Here is an 18,090-nt window from a genome sequence, read left to right as displayed (position 1 = left end):
TGTAGATGGCGTAACGAAAAACCCCGCCTCGGCGGGGTTTTTTGTGGGCGCATCCGGCCTGGGATCGGTGCCGGCCGTTGGCGGACTGCTCTCTGCCTGGTCGCGCGTGGAGCCGGCTGGCGGCCGGCACTACCTGGTGGCGGTCGCATGTGAAGCTGGCCGGCACCGCCCCGTCGGTCGCGCGTGGAGCCGGCCAGCGGCCGGCACTGCCTGGTTACGGTCGCGCGTGGAGCCGGCCAGCGGCCGGCCCTACGCGGTCACGGTCGTCGGCTGGCATACGGGGGTCAGCGTCGCCGCCACAACCGGCGTCACGCGCGCTTGGGGTTCTTCTCCGGCACGGCCACGGCCGGCACTTTCGGCGCGTCCTCGCAGATCCGGTGCTGCGCGACCACCTCGCCCACCTTCCATTCCTTGACCACCCGGCAATGTTCCTGAGGTGCGCCCTTGGCGGGCGGTCGATCCGTGGCTGCATCACCGGTGTTCTGCCGCTCCACCCAGGCAGTGGGCGGGTCAGCGGCGAACGCCGCCGGCGCCGCCAGCCACAGCGCGAACAGGCCTGCGCGCACGCGCTTCGTGCGTCTCATGCGGTCACCGGGCCGCCGCCCAGCAACCGCGCCGGCAGCATGAAGAGCGCGCGCAGGAACGCGAACAGCGCCGAGAAGGTGATGCCAACCAACCGGAACGGCAGGCTCAGCAGCCATACGAACGGCCAGGCCACCAGCGCCAGGATCGCCAGCGGCCAGCACAGCACGAACAGCAGGCACCACACGCCAAGGGCGAACAGGGTCTTCATCGTCGGTCTCCACCGCACCGGGCGTCATTGCCCACGCCTCTACACTGCGACCGCGCCGATGTGCCGGCAACGCACGTGCGACGAACACCGGTCAGCGCCGACGAACGCGGGAATACGCAGATGAAAAACAGGGCGACAATTGAATTCAGCCGCAGCACGCGCCGCAGGGGGACGGTAGAGCCGAGCTATGCTCGGCTGAAGGGAGCCAGAGCGTAGAGCCGAGCCATGCTCGGCTGAAGGGAGCCAGGGCGTAGAGCCGAGCCATGCTCGGCTGACCTCCGCGAGGTGCTGCCGGAAGGGCAGCCGAGCATGGCTCGGCTCTACCCTGCTCCGGCCACCTACCCGGTCCGGATTCACCGGATTGGCCGGCTTGATCCCACGGCCGGCACAACGTTTATCCCTTTGGCGTTACTCGAACGACCCCACCGAATCATGCGACAGGTTGTCAAAGCGGGTGTATTCGCCGAAGAACTTGAGTTTGCACGAGCCGGTCGGGCCGCCTCGGTGCTTGCCGATGATGATCTCGGCCAGGCCCTTGTCCGGCGAATTTTCCTTGTTGTAGTAGTCGTCGCGGTAGATGAACACGATCATGTCCGCGTCCTGCTCAATAGCGCCGGATTCGCGAAGATCGGCCATCACCGGGCGCTTGTCGGTACGCGTTTCCAGCGAGCGGTTGAGCTGGGACAGCGCGATCACCGGCACGTTGAGTTCCTTGGCCAGGCCCTTCAACGAACGCGAAATCTCCGAGATTTCAGTCGCGCGGTTTTCGCTGTTGCCCGGCACGCTCATCAGCTGCAGGTAGTCGATCACGATCAGGCCCAGGTCGTGCTCGCGCTTGAGGCGACGGCACTTGGAGCGCAGGATTTCCGGCGACACGCCCGGCGTGTCGTCGATGAAGATCTTGGTTTCCTTCAGCATGCGGATGGCGCCGGTAACCCGGCTCCAGTCCTCGTCTTCCAGCTGGCCGGTACGCAGGCGCTGGGCGTTGATGCGGCCGTTGGAAGAAATCAAACGCATCGCCAGCTGCGAAGCGGACATTTCCATCGAGAACACCGCCACGCCCTTCTTGGACTTGATCGCCGCGTACTCGGCGATGTTCAGTGCGAAGGTGGTCTTGCCCATGGCCGGACGCGCAGCCAGGATGATCAGGTCGGTCGGCTGCAGGCCGGAGGTCATCGCATCGAAATCCGCATAGCCGGTCGGCAGGCCGGTGATGTTGCCGCCGTTCTCGAAGCGGTTGCGCAGCTCTTCGAAGGCATCCTTCAACGCGCCGGGCATCGCCACGAAATCGGTGCGACCGCGGGCGCCCTGCTCGGCGATCGCGAACACCGACTTTTCCGCGGCCGACAACAGCTCGCTGCTCTCACGGCCCTCAGGCTGGAAGCCGTCGTTGACGATGTCGGTGCCGACCTGGATCAGCTGGCGCAGCACCGCCTTGTCACGCACGATCTCGGCGTAGGCGGCGATGTTGGCCGCCGACGGCGTCGTGCTGGCCAGTTCGATCAGGTAGGCGCCATCGCCGACCAGCTCCATCCGCCCCTGCGATTCGAACCACTCGCCCAAGGTCACCGCATCGAACGGGCGGTCGCGCTCGGACAGCTCGCGGATCGCGCGGTAGATCATCTGGTGGTCGCGACGGTAGAAGTCGGTCTCGGTCAGCTGGTCGTTGATGCGGTCGTAGCTTTCCGGGGCAAGCATCAGCCCGCCCAGCACCGCCTGCTCTGCCTCGATCGAATGCGGGGGCACGCGCAGCTGGTCGATCCGCGATTCATCGCGGTCGAAACGGTCACCGCGATCTTTGCGGTCGGAACGGAAGCCAGAGCGGGCGGACATATGGAGGCGTACTTCCTGCAGTGCGGAGCATGGGCATGGTAGGCACGGAGCGGCCGCCACAGCCATGCACAACCCTGTGGATAAGCGGTGGATGAGCTGGGTATACCGGCGTTTGCCGGCAGCATCGGCCGCAGCCGTCGCATTTCGTGCGACGGGCGCCGTTGCGGCGCCCGCCGAACCGCATTATCGCAGAAGCGCCCGACTCAATGCTGACCGCCGTGCGTGGCGACCCAGGCCAGGAACTTGTCCACGAAGCCCTGCAGGAACGTCCGGGTGGCCTCGTTGCTGATGTTGCCCGCCTCGTCGATCAGGCCCTCCTTGAAGTGCAGGAACACTTCCGGCTGGCCGAGTACCGGCACGTCCAGATAGGCCAGCACATTGCGCAGGTGCTGTTGGGCCAGCGCGGTGCCGATCACCCCGATGGAAGCCCCGGCCACGGCGGCTGGCTTCCCGGCGAAAGCGCTGTCCCCATAGGGGCGTGAGCCCAGGTCGATGGCGTTCTTGAGCACGCCGGGGATCGAGCGGTTGTACTCGGGGGTGATGAACAGCAACCCGTCGGCGTCACGGATCTGCTGCTTCAGGCGCACTCCTTGGGCGGGATAGTCCTTGTCGAAATCCTGGTTGTAGAGCGGCAGGTCGCCGATCTCAACGTGTTCGAAGCGCGCTTTGCCGGCCGCCAGCTTCTCCAGCGCATGGGCCAGCGCCTTGTTGTGCGAGCCCTTGCGCAGGCTGCCGACCAGTACCGCGATCTTCACTTCGGCCATGGGATGTCTCCGTTTGGGGGGAAACCCCGAGCCTAGGCGGGCATACCTTCGGCGACGGTGAAGGGGGTTCAGCCAGGCGCCCACCCCGCGCAACGTAGAGCCACCCCATGGGTGGCTGCCTTTTCCGTCACCGATCATCGGCGCGTCAGCCACGCATGGCGTGGCTCTACCTGCCCGCACCACGCAACGTAGAGCCACCCCATGGGTGGCTGCCTTTCCGTCACAGATCATCGGCGCGTCAGCCACGCATGGCGTGGCTCAACCTGCCCGCACCCCACAACGTAGAGCCACCCCATGGGTGGCTGCCTTTCCCACCACAGATCATCGGTGCGTAAGCCACGCATGGCGTGGCTCTACCCGCCCGCACCACGCGACGTAGAGCCACCCCATGGTGGCTGCCTTTCCGTCACAGATCATCGGCGCGTCAGCCACGAACGGCGTGGCTCTACCTGCACGCACCGCGCAACGTAGAGCCACCCCATGGGTGGCTGCCTTTCCACCACAGGTCATCGGTGCGTCAGCCACGCATGGCGTGGCTCTACCTGCCCGCACCGCGCGAGGTAGAGCCACCCCATGGGTGGCTGCACGCCCTCAACCGCGTTCGATCCCCGCACGCACCTCGCGCCAATGCGCCTGCCAGGCCTGGAACATCAACACGTTCCACAGGTGCGTGTGCCATTTGCGCTCGCCCTGCTTGAACTGCTGCCACAGCGGCGCCACCGCCTCTACGTTGAACACGCCCTCGGCGGCCAGCCGTGCCGGATCCAGCAGGTCGTCGGCCCAGCCGCGCAGGTCGCCCTTGAGCCAGGCGCTGACCGGCGCCCCGAAGCCGCGCTTGGGGCGGTGCACCATGTCCTGCGGCACATAACGGCCCAGCACGCGCTTGAGCAGGTACTTGCTGACCCCGTCACGGTGCTTCATCGACAGCGGCAGCGACCACGCGAACTCGGCCACGCGCCAGTCCAGCAACGGCGCGCGCGCCTCCAGGCTGACCGCCATGCTGGTGCGGTCCACCTTGCACAGCAGGTCATCGGGCAGATAGGTGTTGAAGTCGGCGAGCATCATCGCATCGGCGGGCGACCCGGCCCCGTGCAGCGGGTCGGCCAGGTCGTAGAAGCTGCCCGCACCGGACGCGCCCTTCACCGCAGCGACCGGGTCGCGCCAGCGCGCGATCCGGTTGCGATACACATCGCCGATGCCGCGTGCGCCGGTCTCGGCCAGCAGCGCGGCCAGGCCACCGGTCCGCGACGCCTCGCCCTGGGTATGCGCATGCGCGGCCATCCAACGCCGCAGGGGCGCCGGCACCCGGCCCAGCATCGCCCAGTTGCGCAGCGCACGCTGGTAGCGGCCGTAGCCGAAGAACAGCTCGTCGCCGCCATCACCGGACAACGCCACCGTCACCGAACCACGCGCCAGCCTGGCCACCAATGCGGTGGGCACCTGCGAGGCATCGGCGAAGGGCTCGTCGAACATCGCGGGCAACTGCGGCACCACCGCCAGCGCGTCGGCGCCACTGACATACAGCTCGGTGTGATCGGTACCCAGGTGCTGCGCCAACGCCTTGGCCAGCGGCGCCTCGTCGTGGTCCGAATCCTGGAAACCGATACTGAAACTGTGAATCGGGGTGGACGACTGCGACTGCATCAGTGCGGCCACCACCGATGAATCGGTACCGCCGGACAGGAACACCCCGACCGGCACGTCGGCCACCATGCGCAGCCCCACCGCATCCCGCAGCAGCGCGTCCAGCTGCGCCTCGGCATCGTCATCGCTGCCGATGAACGGCAACGCCAGCGCCTGCTGCATGCGCTCGCGCGCATTCCAGAACGGCACCTGCTGCTGGTCCGGCCGATGTGCGGCGGCACCGGCGGCAACGGTGGCCGCGTCCAACCGCAGCACCCGCCCCGGCATCAGCTTGAAACAGCGCTCGTGGATGCAGTGCGGGGCGGGGATGTAGTCCAGCCGCAGCAGCAGGGTCAGCGCGTCGCGGTCGACGTCGTTGTCGAAGGCCGGGTGCTGCCACAGCGCCTTCAACTCCGACCCGAACACCAGTGCATCGCCGGCCCAGCCGTAATACAGCGGCTTCTTGCCGACCCGGTCGCGGGCCAGCCACAGGCACTGCTCGGCGTGGTCCCAAAGCGCGATGGCGAACATCCCGTTGGCGCGCTGCAGGGTTTCATCCAGCCCCCACGCCACGAACGCGGCCAGCAGCACTTCGGTATCGGAGTGCCCGCGGAAGTGGTGCCCCAAGGCCTCCAGCTCGGCACGCAGCGCGGCGAAGTTGTACACCTCGCCGTTGTAGGCCAGCACGTAACGCCCATCGTCGGAGGCCATCGGCTGGTGGCCCAGCGGCGACAGGTCCAGGATGCTCAAGCGTCGATGCGCCAGCGCGATGCCACGCCTGGCGTCGGCCCACACCCCGCTGTCGTCCGGGCCACGATGGATCAGCGCGTCGCCCATGCGTCGCGCCAGCTGTTCCAGTGCCGCCTGCTCCGCTACCGGAGCCGGCAGCAGCATTCCTGCCAATCCACACATGCGTCAGAGATCCTGCGCCAGTACCCGGGCGGCGCTTACCAGCGCATTGTCGCTTGGAAGCACGCACATTGCTGCCCCCGCCAGGGGCGTATAGGTATCGGCACCGCAGACCCGCTGCAACGGCAGGTGGCCCAGGCCCGCTTCGACCAGCGCGGTGATGACGCCCTCGCCCACCCCGGCGCTGTGCCGGCCCTCATCGACCACCAGCACGCGCTGGGCGTCGGCCGCCTGTTCGGCGATGAAACCGGTATTGAGCGGCACCAGCCAGCGCAGGTCCACCACCCGCACCTGCCAGCCCAGCTCGGCCTGGATGGTGCGCGCCGCGCGCAGGCTCATCGGCACGCCGTTGCCGTAGGTGAAAATCACCAGGTCGCTGGCGTCCGGCGCATACACCCGGCCCTCGCCGGGCAGCATTGTCTGCTCCGGCGGCGGGTAGGCGAACAACCACTGGCCGTCGCCGGGGTCGTACAGATCCTTGGTCATGTACAGCGCGATCGGCTCCAGGAACACCGACACCCGTCCATCGACCTGGGCCAGTGCGGCCAGCGTGCGCAGCATCATCGCCGCGTCGTCGCCGCGCGATGGGCACCCCACCACCAGCCCGGGGATGTCGCGCAGCGCGGCAATGGAATTGTCGTTGTGGAAGTGGCCGCCGAAGCCCTTCTGGTAGCCCAGCCCGGCAATGCGCACCAGCATCGGGTTGCGGTACTGGTCGTTGGAGAAGAACTGCAGCGAACAGGCCTCGCCGCGCAGCTGGTCGGCCGCGTTGTGCAGGTAGGCCAGGTACTGGATTTCCGGGATCGGCAGCATGCCCAGGTTGGCCAGGCCCTGGGCCATGCCCAGGATCATGGTTTCATCCAGCAGCGTGTTGAATACCCGGCGCGGACCGAATGCCTTGAGCAGGCCCTTGCTGACCGTATACACCCCGCCCTTCTGCGCCACGTCCTCGCCGAACAGCAGCGTGGACGGGTACTTGGCCATGAGATCGTGCAGGCCCTGGTTGATCTGGATCGCCAGGTGTCGTGGCGGTTGCCGCTCGGGCAGCTGCGCCTCGCTGCCGAATGCCGCCGCGCGTGCGTCGGCTGCGGCCACGCGACCGGCCTCGGCCTGCACCGCCGCCGGCGAGTACGGTGCCAGCGGGGCCACGATCTGCGCCAGGCCTTCCAGCTTGGGACGACGGTCGGCCTCGGCGGCAGCGGCAAAGCAGCGCGCACGCATCGCCTCGTAGCGCTGCAGCAGCGTTTGGCGATCCATCCAGCCCGACTCCAGCGCGATCTGCGCCGAGCGCAGCAGCGGGTCGGCGGCTTCGGCCGCGCACAGTTCCGCCAGCGGCCGCCACTCGATTTCGAAATCGGTGCCGGCATGGCCCATCAGGCGCGTGGTGCGCAGGTGCAGGAAGGTCGGCCGCCGCGTGCGCCGGCAGTGTTCCAGCGCGCGTTGCACCTGGGCATGGCCGCTGGCCAGGTCCAGGCCATCGGCAAAGAAGTAGTCCAGGCCCGGACGGTGGCTGAAGTTCTGCGCGATCCAGCCGTCCGGGGTTTTCACCGAAATGCCGATGCCGTTGTCTTCGCAGACGAGCAGCACCGGCGCCGGCAGCCGCTGGTACGCGGCCCAGGCGGCGGTGTTGAACGCGGTCTGCGCGGTGGCGTGGTTGGAGGAGGCATCACCGAAGGAGCAGATCACCACGCTGTCCTCGGGAATGGGCAGCGTGTGCCCGATGCGCCGCCCGCTCTCGATGGCCATGGCCGTGCCCAACGCCTTGGGCAGATGCGAGGCGATGGTGGAGGTCTGCGGCAACACCCACAGTGGCTTGCTGCCCCACACCTTGTGGCGTCCGCCGCTGGCCGGATCATCGCAACTGGCGGCAAATGACAGCGCCGCATCCAGCACCGGATCCATGCCCGGCAACTGGCGGAAGCGCTCGGCCATGAACGCGCCGGAACGGTAATGCAGGAATGCCGGATCGGTGTGCCGCGCCAGCCGGGCGACTAGCGCATTACCCTCATGGCCGGACGAGCCGATGGTGTAGAAGACCTTGTTCTGCACGCGCAGCACGCGCGCCATCAGGTCCAGGTGGCGGCTGATCAGCTGCGACTCGAACAGCGCATCGAAGCCCTCTGCATCCAGCGTACTGCCCGGCAGGATGGGCGCGTCCGGCGCCGGCATGGGCGCGTCCGGCGCCGGCCGCGGCGCGGGATCGCCCTGCCACTGCTGCACGAACGCGATGAAGTTGGCGTCGCAGATCTCGGCCCGGTTGAGGGCTTTCATGCGGGCGGGAATCGGATCGGGAACCACGGCAAACATCATCAGCCTCCGTGACGCGCGGCCAGAGCGACCACCTCGGAAGTCTGGCCGCAACCGGCGTCGCTTGCCAAGCGCGGGTGCAGCATGAGGCTCAGCCGGCGCGGCGCGTCCGCCACTGGTCGCGCGACTGACCCCATATTTCGATCGGTTTGCCGCCATACGGTGGAGGCAGTTCGCCCATGCGCAGCAACGTGCTGCCGAGCTTGCGCGCGACCACTTTCGAATTTTCGTTGGCCGCATCGATGGTGTGGATCACCTCGTCCCAGCCCAGCGTATCGAAGGCCCAGTCGATGCTGGCAATGGCCGCTTCCGGTGCATAGCCCCTGCCCCAGCTTTCGCGCCGGATGCTCCAGCCGACCTCGGTGCCCGGCCAGTCCAGCGGCTGCCACGGCCCCATCCGACCGACCCAGTCACCGCTGCTTTTTTCGATGACTGAAAACATCGAGAAACCATACAGATGCCAGCTGCCGGCCAGGCAGCTGAAGCTGCGCCAGGCCTGAGAAGGTGCCTGTACGCCGCCGAGGTGCTGCATGACCTCCGGATCGGTACAGAAGCGCAGGAACGCGTCGAAGTCTTCCGCACGCGGCGGGCGCAGGATCAGACGTTCGGTTTCCAGCTGCAGGTCGAAGATGCTCATGCCGATGCCCGTTGATATGCCGGGATCGATCTTCGCAGAGGCTGCCCGTGCAGGCCAATGCATGTCGTTGATCGCTGGCCGTTGCGCTGGCGGCGGCAGCAAAACGCAACAGGCCGGACTAGGCCGGCCTGTTGCTCGCCCCATGCTGCGGCGCGAAACGTTACTGCTTGTTCGAGCCCAGTGCCGCGGTCTGGGTGACCAGCTGGCCATCGATCACCGGCAGGCGATCGCTGCTCGGCTTGTTGTCCATCTTCACGGTCTTTTCGGCGCCATCGTAGCGGTAGGTCACGTTGTAGCCGGTGACCGCATTGCTGGTGCCCATCGGAATACGGTTGCCCGGCTTGCTGGCCATGCGCATGGTGCCGGTGGTGCCGTCTTCATTGCGGTAGGTCACGTTGTAACCGGTGACCTTGGTCGACTCGGACGTGGCCGTTTCGGTATGGCATTGGCGCTCGGTGCGGTTGACCACGCGGCCACCGACGTGGCGCTTGTCGACCGTGTTGCCGATCAGGCCACCGGCCACCGCGCCTGCGGCAGTGGCGGCCTTGCGACCATTGCCACCGCCAACCTGGTTGCCGAGCAGACCACCGATGACCGCGCCGGCCACGGTGCCGCCGACGTTGCCGTCGCGCTCGGGCAGGCGTTCCTGCACGACCACGTCTTCGCAGACTTCATGCGGGGTCTGGGTGGTGGAGGTTTCACGCACCGGCTCGGTACCGATCACGGTGGCGTAGGCCTTCTCCTTCCTGGTCAGCGGATCGACCTTGACGATATCGGCGTACTCCAGCTTGCCCGCCTTGTCCTCGACCGCGACCGCGTCGGTGCGCGTTCCGTCGTCGGCCAGCGGCGTGGTGTCCAGAACGGGCCGGGTCTGCGTCGCGGCCACCGGATCGGGGGCGGACGAGCCACTCTTCATGAAGGCAGCGGTGGCGATTCCGCCGACGAGCAGCGCGCCAGCGGCGACCAAAGCAGTGGTGGTGGTACTTTTCATAACCGGCTCCCTGCGGACGATCCGCAACGTTCTTGAGCGGATTCCAGCATGCGGTGCCTGAACGGAATCTCCACAGTGCGTGCACACCGCCCTTGCCCATTCAGGTTCTGTGCCGATGGGGCTCGTGATAGCGTTTACAGCATCTGTCCGAGGAGTGCGTCATGGCCAATCCCCTGCTGCTGCCAATGCTGGAATGGGCGCGCCGGTTGCGCTACCCCACGCTGTTCAAGCTCACTGCGGGCCTGTTCGCGCTGACCCTGTTCATTCCCGATCCGGTGCCATTCGTCGACGAGATCCTGCTGGGCCTGGGCACGCTGTTGCTGGCCAACTGGAAGAATCGCAGCGCGGCGGTGCCGCCGGCCCTGCCGGGCAAGCGCCGCGCGTGATCCTGGTCGACAGTCATTGCCACCTCGACGCCGGCGAGTTCGATGCCGATCGCGCCGAGGTGATCGCGCGGGCGCGAGCGGCCGGGGTGGGCATGCAGGTCGTGCCGGCAGTCACCGCCGCCAGTTGGCCCAAGCTGCGCCAGACCTGCCAGCTCGCCGACGGACTGCATCCAGCCTACGGGCTGCACCCGATGTTCCTGGCCGAGCACCGGGCCGAGCATCTTGACGAACTGCGCGGCTGGATCGAGCGCGAGCGCCCGTGCGCGGTCGGCGAATGCGGGCTGGATTTCTTCGTCGAGGGGCTGGATGCCCAGCTGCAGCAACAGTACTTCGTGGGACAACTGCGGCTGGCGCGCGAATTCGACCTGCCGGTGATCGTGCATGCACGGCGTGCAGTGGATGCGGTGATCGCCGCGATCCGACAGGTGGGCGGGCTGCGTGGGGTCGTCCACAGTTTCCCCGGCAGTCCGGAGCAGGCCGCGCAACTGCACAGACTGGGTTTTCTGCTGGGCCTGGGCGGTCCATTGACCTACGACCGTGCGCAGCGACTGCAACGGCTGGTGACACACATGCCGCTGGAGCAGCTGCTGCTGGAAACCGACGCACCGGACCAGCCGGATGCGGGCATCCGTGGCGAGCGCAACGAGCCGTCAAGGCTGCCGGTGATCCTGGAAATTGTGGCGCGGCTGCGTGGCCAGCCGGCCGAGCAGATTGCCGCGCAGACCACGGTCAACGCGCGCGCACTATTCGGCCTGGCACCGTAGAGCCGACCGTTGGTCGGCTGTCGGCGCCAAGGCGGTCGATCAACGGTCGGCAGTCCGCGCAAAAGGCAGCCGATCAACGGTCGGCCGTCCGCGCCAAGGCAGCCGACCAACGGTCGGCTCTACAACGCGCGCGGTATGCGGGTTTCAATCGGCCTTGGTGGCCGCCGCCGGCTTCTTCATCAGCATTTCCAGCGCCTTGCCCACCGCGGCAAACGCGAACGCGCCGGTGATGTGGGTGGCCGCGCCGAGGCCGGCACCGCAGTCCAGCTTCAACGCCGCATCCGCGCCGAGGTTCGGGCGGATGCCGCAGACGCTGCCGTCGGCCTGCGGGTACTTCACGTTCTCCAGCGAATACACCGCCGGCACGCCGAAGTAGCGCGAGGCGTTCTTCGGGAAGTTGAAATCACTGCGCAGCTTCTTGCGGATCAACGCCATCATCGCGTCGTGTTCAGTGCGCGATACGTCGCGGATGCGCACCAGGGTGGGATCGGTGCGCCCGCCGGCCGCGCCGACGGTGAGGATCGGCAGCTTGCGGCGGCGGCACCAGGCGATGGTTTCCACCTTGACACGGAAACTGTCGCAGGCATCGATCACCAGGTCGAAATCGCGGTCCAGCAGCTCCACCATGTTCGACACGGTCAGGAACGAGGCGATCGCATCGACCTGGATGTCCGGGTTGATCGCACGGCAGCGCTCGGCCATCGCCTCGGCCTTGTTGCGGCCGTACTGGCCGGCCAGCGCCGGCAGCTGGCGGTTGGTGTTGGACACGCAGATGTCGTCGGCATCGATCAGGGTCAGGTGCCCCACCGCCGTGCGCGCCAGCGCTTCGACCACCCACGAGCCAACCCCGCCCATGCCGACCACCGCTACACGGCGGGTCGACAGCAGGTCCACGGTGCCCACTCCATACAACCGGTCGATGCCGGCAAATCGTTCGCGCAGTACGTCGTTCATCGGCGAATTTTACCCTCACCGGCCCCGTGCGTACGCCGCATGGACAGGACGCACCGTAAGATCGGCCCAGCTACCCACAAGGACGCCCGCCATGAATCAACCTGCCCCGCCCCGTCGCCCCTCCGCCGCGTACCGCTATCTGTTCGTGGGCGTGCTCGGCCTGGTGGTCGGCTTGATCGCCACGGTGATGGTCTCGCGTGCGATCCAGGCCCGCCAGGACCCGTTCCCCGATGCGCTCATGCACGTGATGAACCGGCAGGTGGAACTGCTGCAGGCCTCGCAGGCGCAGAACCGCTGCACCCTGGCCGACAGCGTCCCGCGTCTGCAGACCCTGCGTTCGTTGTCCAACGACATGGACGTGGCGTTCCCGGGGTTGAAGGACAGCCAGGGCTTCCAGCAGCACGCCAGCGCGCTGCGCGCCACGCTCAACACCGCGTTGGCGGCCCCGCCCACCGACTGTGTCGCCCTGGGCCAGGTGGTGGAGAAGATCCAGACCGACTGCAAGGCCTGCCACCAGGATTTCCGCTGATTCATCTGGCAGCCACGCTGGCATGGGCAGATTGGCGCGCTGTTCACATAACACAGGACAGGATCTGCGGCATGCGCCCCAGACGCATTCGATCACCCCTCTGGCCAGGAGAACCACCATGAAGATCCAACTCATCGCTGCCGCCGCCATCGCCACCGTTGCATTGGCCGGCTGCGCGACCACCTCGCCCGGCTACGGCAGCAGCGGTTACAACAACGGTTACGGCAACAACAACGGCTACAACAATGGCTACAACAACGGTCGCTGCGCCGACTGCGGCATCGTGACCCAGATCAACCAGGTCGCCTCGGGACGCACCGCCCCGACCGCCACCGGCGCCATCCTCGGCGGCCTCGTCGGCGCCGTTGCCGGTCATGAAATTTCCGACCACACCGGCGGCAGCCGCGGCAACAAGAACATCGCCGCCGCCGCAGGCGCGGTGGGTGGCGCCCTGGCCGGCAACCAGATCCAGAAGAACGTCACCAGCGATACCTTCGACATCAGCGTGCGCATGGATGACGGCCGCACCGTGGTGGTCAACCAGCGCGACCTCGGCGGCATCCGCGAAAACACCTACGTGCGCGTGGTCAACGGCAAGGTGATCCTGCGCTGATCGCATTGGCGCTTACCGCAGAATGAAAAAGGGCCCGCGCAAGCGGGCCCTTTTGGTGTTGCGACCAGGCAGAACCCGGTGGCCGCTTAGAGCGGCTTCACCTTGTCCGCCTGCAGGCCCTTCTGGCCGGTGACCACTTCGAACTCGACCGCTTGACCTTCCTTCAGGCTCTTGAAGCCCTGGGATTCGATCGCGCGGAAATGCACGAACACGTCTTCGCCGCTCTCACGGCTGATGAAACCGAAACCCTTGGCGTCATTGAACCACTTGACGGTGCCCTTCTCTGCCATCTCAGCTACTCCCTAACAGTCTTGTTGTTGGATACGCCCTTACAGGCGGCTGACAGCAAGGGGGAAGCGAGGTGCATCGATGCAGCGGATCTGGAAGATCTACCATCATCAGGCCACGATCCACGGTGACCTTGCCAAGCTCAGCATCTGCAACTTAACCCGAGCAAAACGAAAAATCAACTGGCAAATCCTTTCGGATGTCAACCCTATTTCCCGAACCATACGGAATAGCATGGACCCTTCATTCATCTTCTATCTGGTAGCAGCCCTGCTGGTCCTGGTCGGCATCGCCGGAATCGTTCTTCCGGCCCTGCCCGGGATTCCCCTGGTGTTTGTCGGCCTGCTGGTGGCGGCCTGGGCGGACGGCTTCGCCCACGTCGGCTGGCTGCCGCTGACCCTGCTCGGCATCCTCACCCTGCTCTCTTTCGCGGTGGACATCCTGGCCACGGTGGTCGGGGCCAAACGGGTCGGGGCAAGCAGCAAGGCGCTCTGGGGTACCGTCCTCGGCAGCATCGTCGGGCTGTTCTTCATGCCGATCGGCCTGCTGGCCGGGCCACTGCTCGGCGCGCTGGCCGGCGAGTACTGGCACACCCGCGAACTGGGACGCTCGACCAAAGTGGGCTTTGCCACCTGGCTTGGGATCCTGCTCGGCGTGGCCCTGAAGCTGGCGCTGGTGGTGGCCATGCTCGGGCTGTTCGTATTCGCCTGGCTGGTCTGACCGCCGCGCTTTCACGCCCTGCGCACGCGGCTGCCGGGCATAAACGCCAGTGGTGGAAGCGACATGCGCTGGCAGGAACGGCGGCCAGCGGCCACACTGTTCCGGCTCCTCCCATTCATTTTTAATCTGGCCTGCTTTCATGACCCTCCTGCGCCCCCGATCCGCCCTGTTCACCGCCCTGGCCCTGGCCAGCCCCAGCCTGCCGCTGGCGGCGCAGGAAGCCGCGCCGACTCCGGCGTCGCCGGAGGCCTGCGCGCTGGTTGATACCGACGCGGCGCGCCTGGCCTGCTACGACAAGCTGTTCGGCCACACCCGCGGGGTGACCGTGGCCGCCGATGCCGCCGCCGTGGCCGCCCAGCAGGCCCGTCGCGAGGAGCGCCAGGCCGCGCGCAGCGCCGATGCCGATGCACCGGCCACGCAACGAGCCAAGCAGCGCCTGGGCGAGCTGTTCAAGAGCGACGGGCATGAGGACGCGCTGGCCAACGCCGGCAAGGGCTCGCTGCTGGACAGCCGCTGGGAACTGGCCCAGGACTCCAAGCTGGGCGCGTTCCAGCTGCGCGCCTACAAGCCGGTGTACCTGCTGCCGGCGTTCTGGACCAGCGACAAGAACCAGACCCCGCAGTCGCCCAATCCGGCCAACACCGTCACCACCCCGCAGCTGCTGGACAGCAACGAGCTGAAGTTCCAGCTCAGCTTCAAGACCAAGGTGGTGGAGAACCTGTTCGGCGACAATGGCGACATCTGGGCCGGCTATACCCAGAGCTCGCGCTGGCAGGCGTACAACGCCGAGAATTCGCGGCCGTTCCGCGAGACCAACTACGAGCCGGAAATCATGATGATGTTCCGCAACGGCTACTCGATCGGGGGCTGGCGCGGGCGCATGAGCGGGATCAGCGTCAACCACATGTCCAACGGCCGCGCCGACCCGTTGTCGCGCAGCTGGAACCGGGTGATCGCCACCGTCGGCCTTGACCGGGAGAACTGGGCGCTGGTGCTGCGTCCCTGGTACCGCATTCCGGAAGACCGCAAGGACGACAACAATCCGGACATCGAGGATTACATGGGCCGTGGCGATGCGACCCTGACCTGGAACCGCAATGGGCACGAAGTGTCGCTGATGGCGCGCCATTCGCTGCGCGGGGGCGACCGTTCGCACGGCGCGGTGCAGCTGGACTACGGCTTCCCGATCAGCAACCTGCTGCGTGGCCACGTGCAGGTGTTCGACGGCTATGGCGAAAGCATGATCGACTACAACCACAAGGCCACCTACATCGGCCTCGGCGTGTCGCTGCTGGAGTGGTATTGATGGCGGTGACGATCTGGCACAACCCGCGCTGCAGCAACTCGCGCGGGGCGTTGCAGATCCTGCGCGAGCACGGCATCGAGCCAACGGTGGTGGAGTATCTGAAGGACCCGCCCGACCGCGCCACGCTGCAGTCGCTGGTCGAGGCGACGGGGCGCGGCGCACGTGCACTGCTGCGCGACAAGGAAGCCGCCTACGCGGCGCTCCAGCTGGCTGACCCTGCACTGGAGGACGGCGCATTGATCGAGGCGATGTTGCGCCATCCCGAGCTGATCAACCGCCCAATCGTGCGCACGCCGAAAGGCGTGCGCCTGTGCCGCCCACCGGAAACGGTGCTGGACATCCTGCCCGCGTAATACGCGGGCAGTGCCGGTCAGCCGCCGCAGGTAGCCATGCAGCGACTGCGGTTCTCGCCGCAGGTCAGTGCCGGCAGTCGGTTGCGGCAGTAATCGGCGCTGGCCTCGCAGGAACGCCGCAGCTCAGGGTTGTCCAGCTTCTCGCAGCGCGCGTCGCGCTGCGTGGCCACGCCGGTGCCGCAGCTGTCAGCGCTGCCGAATCCCGACCGGCTGGTCATGCAGCTGTCGTGCTGGCGCTGGCATTGGTCCATGCACTGGTTGGCCGCGGTGACCTCGCGCAGGCTCGGTACGGAATAGCGGTCGCCATCGCTGCTGCAGGCCGTCAGCAGCACGGCCAGCGCAGCCACGTAAAGCATCCTTGGCATGGTGTCGCTCCTGGGTGGAAACGCGTCACCTGCGACTGTATCAGGCACGTGCGCCGTCCAGAACCGGGTGACATCAACGCCAGTCGGTGATGCCCTCGCGCCGGTAGACCTCGATGAAGGCCGGGCGCGCCTTGAGCCGGTCGGCATAGGCCTTGAGCACCGGCCAGCGATCACTTGGCGTGGGCATGTTGCGCGACCAGCGCAGCAGCATGACCAGCATGAAATCGACCACGCTCAGCTGTTCCCCCAACATGTACGGACCGCTGGCCTGCAGGTGGTCGGCCAGTCGTTGCCAGGCCGCTTCGAGACGTTCGCGCGCGTGCTGCCGGGTCGCCTCGGCGTTGTCCGCGCCGGCCATCTCGTGTGCGTAGAACCAGGCGCGATACGCCGGCTGCACGGTGTTGGCGCACCAGAACATCCAGCGGTAGGCTTCGCCGCGCAAGGGCGTGCCCGGTGCAGGCAGCAGGCCGGCGTGCGGATGCAGGTCGGCCAGGTGCAATGCGATGGCCGCCGCCTCGGTCAACACCTGCCCATCCATCACCAGCGTGGGCACTACGCCGGCCGGGTTGAGCGCGAGGTACTCGGCCGATTTCTGCTGCCGCGTGTCGAAGTCGAGCATCACCAGCGCGTGCGGCACGTCCAGCTCCAGCAGCAGCCAGTGCACCACCAGCGAGGCGGTGCTGGTCGATCCATACAACGTAATGGCCATGCGCGCGGCACCTGTCGTGGGAAGCCTCCGATTATGCGCTCGCCGCCTGCCGCAGGCGATGGATACAGATACCCTCCCCCGCGCATGCCCACTGTGGCTGTTGGACGATACGGCCAGGGGATAGCATGCGGCGCCTCCGCACTGCCTTCGACCACCGTCATGCCTGATCCATCCAACCTGCTCGCTTTTGGCCTGATTTCGCTGGGCATGGTGCTGACCCCGGGGCCGAACATGATCTACCTGGTGTCGCGCTCGATCTGCCAGGGCCGCGCGGCCGGGCTGATCTCGCTGGGCGGGGTGGCGCTCGGCTTCCTGGTCTACCTGTTGTGCGCCGCGCTGGGTATCACCGCGCTGTTGATGGCCGTGCCGCACGCCTACGACGCGCTGCGCATCGCCGGCGCGCTGTACCTGCTGCACCTGGCCTGGCAGGCGCTGCGACCTGGCGGGCGTTCGCCGTTCCAGCTGCGCGCGCTTGCACCGGACAGCCCGCGCCGCCTGTTCGCGATGGGCCTGTTCACCGCACTGCTCAATCCGAAGATCGCGGTGATGTACCTGTCACTGCTGCCGCAGTTCATCCAGCCGCACGGGCACGGCAGCGTGATGGCGCAGTCGGTGGCGCTGGGGCTGGTGCAGATCGCCACCAGCGTCAGCGTCAATGCGTTGATCGTGCTGGCCGCCGGCAGCATCGCCGCGTTCCTGGCCGGTCGCCCGCGTTGGCAGACGGTGCAGCGTGCGCTGATGGGCACGGTGCTGGGCGCGCTGGCGGTGCGGATGCTGGTGGACGCACGGCGGTAACGAAAAACGGCGCCGTGCGGCGCCGTCTTTTTCGATGCGATACCGACCAATGGTTGGGTATCTACCGGGTCACGCGACCACCACCGGGATCTTGCCGATGCGGGCCTGCCATTCGCGCGGACCGGTGATGTGCACCGATTCGCCGGTGGAGTCCACCGCCACGGTGACCGGCATGTCCTGCACGGTGAACTCGTAGATGGCTTCCATGCCCAGGTCGGCGAAGCCGACCACCTTGGCCGCCTTGATCGCCTTGGATACCAGGTAGGCCGAGCCACCGACGGCCATCAGATAGGCCGACTTGTTGTCGCGGATCGCCTCGATCGCTGCCGGACCACGCTCGGCCTTGCCGACCATGCCAAGCAGGCCGGTCTGTTCCAGCACCTGGCGGGTGAACTTGTCCATGCGCGTGGCCGTGGTCGGGCCGGCCGGGCCCACCACTTCATCGCGCACC

The 18,090-nt window shown here is 67.0% G+C and carries 21 protein-coding genes; 8 read left to right on the top strand and 13 right to left on the bottom strand.

The window, feature by feature from the left end; all coding sequences use genetic code 11:
- Nucleotides 1-308: 308 nt before the first annotated feature.
- The 8 genes from RTO53_RS14055 to RTO53_RS14020 form a co-directional block, all read right to left on the bottom strand.
- Nucleotides 309-584, bottom strand: a complete 276-nt coding sequence (locus RTO53_RS14055) for a hypothetical protein (RefSeq protein WP_312238370.1) — start codon at nt 582-584, stop codon at nt 309-311.
- Complete coding sequence (locus tag RTO53_RS14050; RefSeq protein ID WP_312238369.1) at nt 581-793, bottom strand: hypothetical protein; 213 nt, start codon at nt 791-793, stop codon at nt 581-583. The genes RTO53_RS14055 and RTO53_RS14050 overlap by 4 nt, the downstream gene beginning before the upstream one ends.
- A 408-nt stretch (nt 794-1,201) precedes the next feature.
- Nucleotides 1,202-2,626 (bottom strand): replicative DNA helicase, encoded by a 1,425-nt coding sequence (locus RTO53_RS14045; RefSeq protein ID WP_128097258.1) that lies wholly within the window; start codon nt 2,624-2,626, stop codon nt 1,202-1,204.
- A gap of 203 nt (nt 2,627-2,829) precedes the next feature.
- A complete protein-coding gene (locus tag RTO53_RS14040; RefSeq protein ID WP_312238368.1) occupies nt 2,830-3,390 on the bottom strand; it encodes an NAD(P)H-dependent oxidoreductase in 561 nt (186 codons plus the stop codon).
- Nucleotides 3,391-3,981: 591 nt separating this feature from the next.
- Nucleotides 3,982-5,925 carry an asparagine synthase (glutamine-hydrolyzing) gene (gene asnB, locus RTO53_RS14035; protein WP_312238367.1) on the bottom strand — a complete coding sequence of 648 codons (1,944 nt, stop codon included), beginning with the start codon at nt 5,923-5,925 and terminating at the stop codon, nt 3,982-3,984.
- Nucleotides 5,926-5,928: 3 nt separating this feature from the next.
- On the bottom strand, nt 5,929-8,229 hold the full coding sequence (locus tag RTO53_RS14030) for a thiamine pyrophosphate-dependent enzyme (protein WP_312238372.1): 2,301 nt from the start codon (nt 8,227-8,229) through the stop codon (nt 5,929-5,931).
- A gap of 91 nt (nt 8,230-8,320) precedes the next feature.
- Complete coding sequence (locus tag RTO53_RS14025) at nt 8,321-8,866, bottom strand: GNAT family N-acetyltransferase (RefSeq protein WP_312238366.1); 546 nt, start codon at nt 8,864-8,866, stop codon at nt 8,321-8,323.
- A 160-nt stretch (nt 8,867-9,026) separates the two neighbouring features.
- The gene (locus tag RTO53_RS14020) at nt 9,027-9,857 is read right to left on the bottom strand and encodes a glycine zipper 2TM domain-containing protein (RefSeq protein WP_312238365.1); all 831 of its coding nucleotides are present in this window, start codon (nt 9,855-9,857) and stop codon (nt 9,027-9,029) included.
- Between the two features lie 161 nt (nt 9,858-10,018).
- Here RTO53_RS14020 and RTO53_RS14015 point away from each other — a divergent pair, with 161 nt between their 5' ends.
- Together RTO53_RS14015 and RTO53_RS14010 are read left to right on the top strand one after the other, a co-directional pair.
- Entirely contained in the window at nt 10,019-10,243 is a 225-nt protein-coding gene (locus RTO53_RS14015; RefSeq protein WP_256775550.1) for a DUF6116 family protein, read from the top strand.
- Entirely contained in the window at nt 10,240-11,007 is a 768-nt protein-coding gene (locus RTO53_RS14010; protein WP_312238364.1) for a TatD family hydrolase, read from the top strand. Before RTO53_RS14015 ends, RTO53_RS14010 begins: the two co-directional genes overlap by 4 nt.
- 144 nt (nt 11,008-11,151) lie before the next feature.
- Here RTO53_RS14010 and RTO53_RS14005 read toward each other — a convergent pair whose 3' ends face one another.
- The gene (locus tag RTO53_RS14005) at nt 11,152-11,961 is read right to left on the bottom strand and encodes a tRNA threonylcarbamoyladenosine dehydratase (RefSeq protein WP_312238363.1); all 810 of its coding nucleotides are present in this window, start codon (nt 11,959-11,961) and stop codon (nt 11,152-11,154) included.
- A gap of 91 nt (nt 11,962-12,052) precedes the next feature.
- On the opposite strand from RTO53_RS14005, the gene RTO53_RS14000 reads away from it, so the two are divergent.
- Both RTO53_RS14000 and RTO53_RS13995 read left to right on the top strand, forming a co-directional pair.
- The gene (locus RTO53_RS14000; RefSeq protein WP_312238362.1) at nt 12,053-12,490 is read left to right on the top strand and encodes a hypothetical protein; all 438 of its coding nucleotides are present in this window, start codon (nt 12,053-12,055) and stop codon (nt 12,488-12,490) included.
- 118 nt (nt 12,491-12,608) lie between these two features.
- Nucleotides 12,609-13,103, top strand: a complete 495-nt coding sequence (locus RTO53_RS13995; protein WP_312238361.1) for a glycine zipper 2TM domain-containing protein — start codon at nt 12,609-12,611, stop codon at nt 13,101-13,103.
- 86 nt (nt 13,104-13,189) lie between these two features.
- Here the strand turns inward: RTO53_RS13995 and RTO53_RS13990 are convergent, their stop codons facing one another.
- The gene (locus RTO53_RS13990; RefSeq protein ID WP_019185917.1) at nt 13,190-13,393 is read right to left on the bottom strand and encodes a cold-shock protein; all 204 of its coding nucleotides are present in this window, start codon (nt 13,391-13,393) and stop codon (nt 13,190-13,192) included.
- A gap of 232 nt (nt 13,394-13,625) precedes the next feature.
- Between RTO53_RS13990 and RTO53_RS13985 the strand changes: the two genes are divergently transcribed.
- The 3 genes from RTO53_RS13985 (at nt 13,626) to arsC (ending at nt 15,770) form a co-directional block, all read left to right on the top strand.
- The gene (locus RTO53_RS13985; RefSeq protein WP_312238371.1) at nt 13,626-14,111 is read left to right on the top strand and encodes a DUF456 domain-containing protein; all 486 of its coding nucleotides are present in this window, start codon (nt 13,626-13,628) and stop codon (nt 14,109-14,111) included.
- Nucleotides 14,112-14,250: 139 nt separating this feature from the next.
- On the top strand, nt 14,251-15,417 hold the full coding sequence (locus RTO53_RS13980; protein ID WP_312238360.1) for a phospholipase A: 1,167 nt from the start codon (nt 14,251-14,253) through the stop codon (nt 15,415-15,417).
- Nucleotides 15,417-15,770 carry an arsenate reductase (glutaredoxin) gene (arsC, locus tag RTO53_RS13975; protein ID WP_312238359.1) on the top strand — a complete coding sequence of 118 codons (354 nt, stop codon included), beginning with the start codon at nt 15,417-15,419 and terminating at the stop codon, nt 15,768-15,770. Before RTO53_RS13980 ends, arsC begins: the two co-directional genes overlap by 1 nt.
- Before the next feature lie 17 nt (nt 15,771-15,787).
- On the opposite strand, the gene RTO53_RS13970 is transcribed toward arsC, so the two are convergent.
- Complete coding sequence (locus RTO53_RS13970) at nt 15,788-16,135, bottom strand: hypothetical protein (RefSeq protein WP_312238358.1); 348 nt, start codon at nt 16,133-16,135, stop codon at nt 15,788-15,790.
- A gap of 73 nt (nt 16,136-16,208) precedes the next feature.
- Nucleotides 16,209-16,844, bottom strand: a complete 636-nt coding sequence (locus tag RTO53_RS13965; RefSeq protein ID WP_312238357.1) for a glutathione S-transferase family protein — start codon at nt 16,842-16,844, stop codon at nt 16,209-16,211.
- A 159-nt stretch (nt 16,845-17,003) separates the two neighbouring features.
- On the opposite strand from RTO53_RS13965, the gene RTO53_RS13960 reads away from it, so the two are divergent.
- The gene (locus tag RTO53_RS13960; RefSeq protein ID WP_312238356.1) at nt 17,004-17,639 is read left to right on the top strand and encodes a LysE family translocator; all 636 of its coding nucleotides are present in this window, start codon (nt 17,004-17,006) and stop codon (nt 17,637-17,639) included.
- 69 nt (nt 17,640-17,708) lie between these two features.
- Here the strand turns inward: RTO53_RS13960 and RTO53_RS13955 are convergent.
- On the bottom strand, nt 17,709-18,090 hold a 382-nt coding region (locus tag RTO53_RS13955; protein ID WP_312238355.1), incomplete at its 5' end, for a fumarate hydratase C-terminal domain-containing protein.

The sequence above is a fragment of the Stenotrophomonas sp. genome (assembly GCF_031995405.1).
GTDB lineage: Bacteria > Pseudomonadota > Gammaproteobacteria > Xanthomonadales > Xanthomonadaceae > Stenotrophomonas.
The sequence above is the reverse complement of the archived record's forward strand: the minus strand, read 5'-3'. Positions and strand labels throughout refer to the sequence as shown.

Bases quoted from the DNA above. Each gene is read 5' to 3' on its own strand.
- RTO53_RS14055 (WP_312238370.1), bottom strand. From the start codon at position 584: ATGAGACGCACGAAGCGCGTGCGCGCAGGCCTGTTCGCGCTGTGGCTG.
- RTO53_RS14050 (WP_312238369.1), bottom strand. From the start codon at position 793: ATGAAGACCCTGTTCGCCCTTGGCGTGTGGTGCCTGCTGTTCGTGCTG.
- RTO53_RS14045 (WP_128097258.1), bottom strand. From the start codon at position 2,626: ATGTCCGCCCGCTCTGGCTTCCGTTCCGACCGCAAAGATCGCGGTGAC.
- RTO53_RS14040 (WP_312238368.1), bottom strand. From the start codon at position 3,390: ATGGCCGAAGTGAAGATCGCGGTACTGGTCGGCAGCCTGCGCAAGGGC.
- asnB (WP_312238367.1), bottom strand. From the start codon at position 5,925: ATGTGTGGATTGGCAGGAATGCTGCTGCCGGCTCCGGTAGCGGAGCAG.
- RTO53_RS14030 (WP_312238372.1), bottom strand. From the start codon at position 8,229: ATGTTTGCCGTGGTTCCCGATCCGATTCCCGCCCGCATGAAAGCCCTC.
- RTO53_RS14025 (WP_312238366.1), bottom strand. From the start codon at position 8,866: ATGAGCATCTTCGACCTGCAGCTGGAAACCGAACGTCTGATCCTGCGC.
- RTO53_RS14020 (WP_312238365.1), bottom strand. From the start codon at position 9,857: ATGAAAAGTACCACCACCACTGCTTTGGTCGCCGCTGGCGCGCTGCTC.
- RTO53_RS14015 (WP_256775550.1), top strand. From the start codon at position 10,019: ATGGCCAATCCCCTGCTGCTGCCAATGCTGGAATGGGCGCGCCGGTTG.
- RTO53_RS14005 (WP_312238363.1), bottom strand. From the start codon at position 11,961: ATGAACGACGTACTGCGCGAACGATTTGCCGGCATCGACCGGTTGTAT.
- RTO53_RS14000 (WP_312238362.1), top strand. From the start codon at position 12,053: ATGAATCAACCTGCCCCGCCCCGTCGCCCCTCCGCCGCGTACCGCTAT.
- RTO53_RS13995 (WP_312238361.1), top strand. From the start codon at position 12,609: ATGAAGATCCAACTCATCGCTGCCGCCGCCATCGCCACCGTTGCATTG.
- RTO53_RS13990 (WP_019185917.1), bottom strand. From the start codon at position 13,393: ATGGCAGAGAAGGGCACCGTCAAGTGGTTCAATGACGCCAAGGGTTTC.
- RTO53_RS13985 (WP_312238371.1), top strand. From the start codon at position 13,626: ATGGACCCTTCATTCATCTTCTATCTGGTAGCAGCCCTGCTGGTCCTG.
- RTO53_RS13980 (WP_312238360.1), top strand. From the start codon at position 14,251: ATGACCCTCCTGCGCCCCCGATCCGCCCTGTTCACCGCCCTGGCCCTG.
- arsC (WP_312238359.1), top strand. From the start codon at position 15,417: ATGGCGGTGACGATCTGGCACAACCCGCGCTGCAGCAACTCGCGCGGG.
- RTO53_RS13970 (WP_312238358.1), bottom strand. From the start codon at position 16,135: ATGCCAAGGATGCTTTACGTGGCTGCGCTGGCCGTGCTGCTGACGGCC.
- RTO53_RS13965 (WP_312238357.1), bottom strand. From the start codon at position 16,844: ATGGCCATTACGTTGTATGGATCGACCAGCACCGCCTCGCTGGTGGTG.
- RTO53_RS13960 (WP_312238356.1), top strand. From the start codon at position 17,004: ATGCCTGATCCATCCAACCTGCTCGCTTTTGGCCTGATTTCGCTGGGC.